We start from the raw sequence: 3,005 nt of genomic DNA on the forward strand, positions 1-3,005 counted from the left end.
CCTGACGGAGAGCCAGAAGCAGACGGTGAGCGCGCTGAGCCAGATGGCGGCCGGGCTGGCGGGCGGGATAGCGTCGGGTACGACGCTGGGCGGCGGGACCGGGGCGGGGGCCGGGAAGAATGCGGTTGAGAATAACTTTCTCAGTCAAGGGCACCCGCAGGAATATGCAGATAAGTATAAAGCATGCAATGGAAACGCCAGCTGTGAGCAGAATATCCGCAAGGATATGGCGAAGGAGTCCGCAGAAAATATTCAGAAGCTTAAGACGTGTTGGGATGTAGGTGATACTACCTGTATTGCTGATATGCGTTCTAAGATTGAGCTTAGCGACAATGCTTATACAGAGCTGCGTAAGCAGGACGATATGGCAGGACGCGCTTACGAAAGTTCAGCGCAATGGTATGCTGATATTATTGATCAGTGCTCAGGTAAATGTGGCTGGCTTGAAGCTGCTTTGCTTAAAACCGGGGCTAATGGTTTAACTAATCTGGCTTATGGGTCGCTGGGTGCAGCAAGTGTTCCAAAGACAGGTCAGAACGTAAAACCAGAACAACTAGTTAGCGGCAATAAAAACCTAGAGTACGCAGATGAACCACCTTTTAATCCTTTAGGCACAGGTGGGGCCGCGCAACAGTGGTCGACTAAGGGGCGTATCAACCATGTCAAGTTACCGAATCAAGGTAAAATACGTTACATACCTCCGGAGGACTATTCACCATCGCAACCTTTACCGAGAGGTCCCAACAATGGCTATATTGATAAATTTAAGAACGAATGGGTGAAGGGTCCTTCCCGCACGGCAGGGCAAGAATTTGAATGGGATGTGCAGTTATCGCGAACTGGAAAATCTCAGTTAGGTTGGGCAACGCGAGACGGCTCACATCTTAATATATCTCTGGATGGAAAAATTACACATAAGTGATGATCATGAAGATAAATTTTTACCAGGAAGTAGAGGTGAAGGAAAACGCGAAAAATAGCAAATACGCAAAATGTAAAGGAGTTGTTCTTGGGATCAGTGAGGAAGATGACGTTGTCTATGGTTATACAATAGTGATTCATGGGAAAGAAAATACAGTGTACTTCGAGAAGGATGACGTTTTCCCTACGGGCACTGTCTTTAAGCGAGAAGACTTTTATTGAAGTATATCTCGGCGTGACGCTTATGACCACATGGTGGTTCAGGACCAGAAAGGTTTGATCACAGTCTTCCATGACATGGAGATTAAACCATTGAAATGATCACTGAAAAAACAAAGCTTGTCGTAGAGAAAATGGAGCGCATGGCTACTTTATTAGAACTAGGTGGTTATACAGAATGGTCGGCCAGTATTTTTAAACTGGCTAAAAAATACGCTACTGGTCCTGAAAGTACCAAACACACTTTTCGAAATTTCTATGGTGGAATGGGATCTTTAAATGACCTCGTTCTGCATAGTAAAGGAAAGGTTTTGATGAGTGAAAATGATGAGTTGGATCAGCTCAGAGGCGACCTATTTAAGCTTCTTTCCTAATAAAAAAAAACCGGCCTTGGGGCCGGGGTTTTTTATTAGCGGTTAGCCAGCGCAGCGCTTCTTGAGTTTTGTTATATCCCGAATTGTACCTATCACTTCGCGCTGTCTTAGGCATTAAGTCGGCCTGACGGCCCACACTGAAAGGCTTAATGCCCGTCGGGCGTGGGCTCGCTGCGGTAATTCGTGCTACGCTTCGTTGCTCGTTCCCGTCTCGCCAGCTTCGGCTGCCCGCCTTGATACGTGTATGGTCATGCACAACTAAAATCCGGCCATACAGCAGAGCGCTAATCCGTCGCTTGTGGGCCTCCACAGCCTGCGTACGGCAGGCGGTCCACAGGGTCACAGCTCGCTACCGGCTGGCCAGTGGTAAATCCCGCCTCTTCCAGCCAGTTCCCTTTAAGGTTAAGGCTGGGGCAGCGGCTGTAATACATTGTCCTGTCTTAGCGACCTGACAGAGAGTCAGAAGCAGACGATAAGCGCGCAGAGCCCTATGGCGGCCGCACTGGCGTGCGGAATAGCATCGGATTCGGTGCCAAGAGGCGGGACAGGAGGGGCTAGGAAGAATGCGGTTGAGAATAACTCGCTCAGCCTTGGCCATGATGTGGAAGAGCTTGAGAAAGAGCATGGCGACAGCCTCCCAAAAGTTTATAACATTGCCAGGCCCAGGGTGTTGACGAAGATGGCAAGCCGATTCCTGGAACTGCTGGTCTTGGCATTAGGGCAGTTCCGATTGGAGGTAAATCTAAAGATACTCAGATTTGGACTGAAACCAAAAAAGCGGAGCCTGTAGACAATGCGTATGGACACTGGACGAAGCATGGGAAAGAGTTTCCCGAATATCAAAAATCTAAACAATATGTGGATGCTGCACATGATTTCGTAACAAATCCGCCAATAGGAACGCTCACCACACCACGTAAAAACGGTGATACGATTTACTACAACCCATCGTCCAATACATTTGCAGTCAAAAATAGTGATGGTGCGCCTAAAACAATGTTCAGGCCAGATCCCGCAGATCATTGCTATCAAAAAAATTTGGACTACTTCAATGCGCAAAAATAATAAGTTATATATTTGCAGGGTATGTGGTGCTGAGCAGCTAGATGCCCCTTGGGGTGATGATGGAGAATCACCAACATACGATATATGTGATTGCTGTGGGATCGAATTCGGTTACGAAGATTCAACAGTGCAAGGAGTTAAGAAATATCGGACAAAATGGTTAGGCGATGGAGCTAAGTGGCACAATAAAAAAGCGGAGCCTGAAAGCTGGTCTGTTATAGAACAGTTATCTTCTATACCTGAAAAATATCTTTAGCTTTCGATCCCGATTTCGTTTCTGGATTTTTTTTGAGAATAATGCGCCGGGGAATGATGATGAAATAAAACGTCTTCACGGCAATCCGCCATACGCAGCTTAACGGCGCGGTCATCGCCTCTACTGCGGATGCGGCGAATAACCGCCTGTCTGCCGGCACGCTGGGCTGG

The 3,005-nt window shown here is 47.6% G+C and carries 5 protein-coding genes; 4 read left to right on the forward strand and 1 reads right to left on the reverse strand.

Features of this window, described 5'->3' with window-relative positions; all coding sequences use genetic code 11:
• Together ACR6A7_RS21030 and ACR6A7_RS21035 are read left to right on the forward strand one after the other, a co-directional pair.
• A partial coding sequence (locus tag ACR6A7_RS21030) for a polymorphic toxin type 17 domain-containing protein (protein ID WP_434127138.1) occupies positions 1–922 on the forward strand: 922 nt, incomplete at its 5' end.
• Between the two features lie 316 nt (positions 923–1,238).
• Positions 1,239–1,514, forward strand: coding sequence for a DUF6966 domain-containing protein (locus tag ACR6A7_RS21035; protein WP_434127139.1), 276 nt, complete (start codon positions 1,239–1,241; stop codon positions 1,512–1,514).
• 284 nt (positions 1,515–1,798) lie between these two features.
• Here the strand turns inward: ACR6A7_RS21035 and ACR6A7_RS21040 are convergent, their stop codons facing one another.
• Positions 1,799–1,945, reverse strand: coding sequence for a SymE family type I addiction module toxin (locus ACR6A7_RS21040; RefSeq protein WP_434127140.1), 147 nt, complete (start codon positions 1,943–1,945; stop codon positions 1,799–1,801).
• Between ACR6A7_RS21040 and ACR6A7_RS21045 the strand changes: the two genes are divergently transcribed.
• Both ACR6A7_RS21045 and ACR6A7_RS21050 read left to right on the forward strand, forming a co-directional pair.
• The gene (locus tag ACR6A7_RS21045; protein WP_434127141.1) at positions 1,945–2,304 is read left to right on the forward strand and encodes a VENN motif pre-toxin domain-containing protein; all 360 of its coding nucleotides are present in this window, start codon (positions 1,945–1,947) and stop codon (positions 2,302–2,304) included. The two genes, ACR6A7_RS21040 and ACR6A7_RS21045, sit on opposite strands and share 1 nt — an antisense overlap.
• 135 nt (positions 2,305–2,439) lie before the next feature.
• Positions 2,440–2,835 carry a hypothetical protein gene (locus tag ACR6A7_RS21050; protein WP_434127142.1) on the forward strand — a complete coding sequence of 132 codons (396 nt, stop codon included), beginning with the start codon at positions 2,440–2,442 and terminating at the stop codon, positions 2,833–2,835.
• The last annotated feature ends 170 nt before the right edge of the window (positions 2,836–3,005 follow it).

This window comes from Pantoea phyllosphaerae (assembly GCF_051025595.1).
Taxonomy (GTDB): domain Bacteria; phylum Pseudomonadota; class Gammaproteobacteria; order Enterobacterales; family Enterobacteriaceae; genus Pantoea.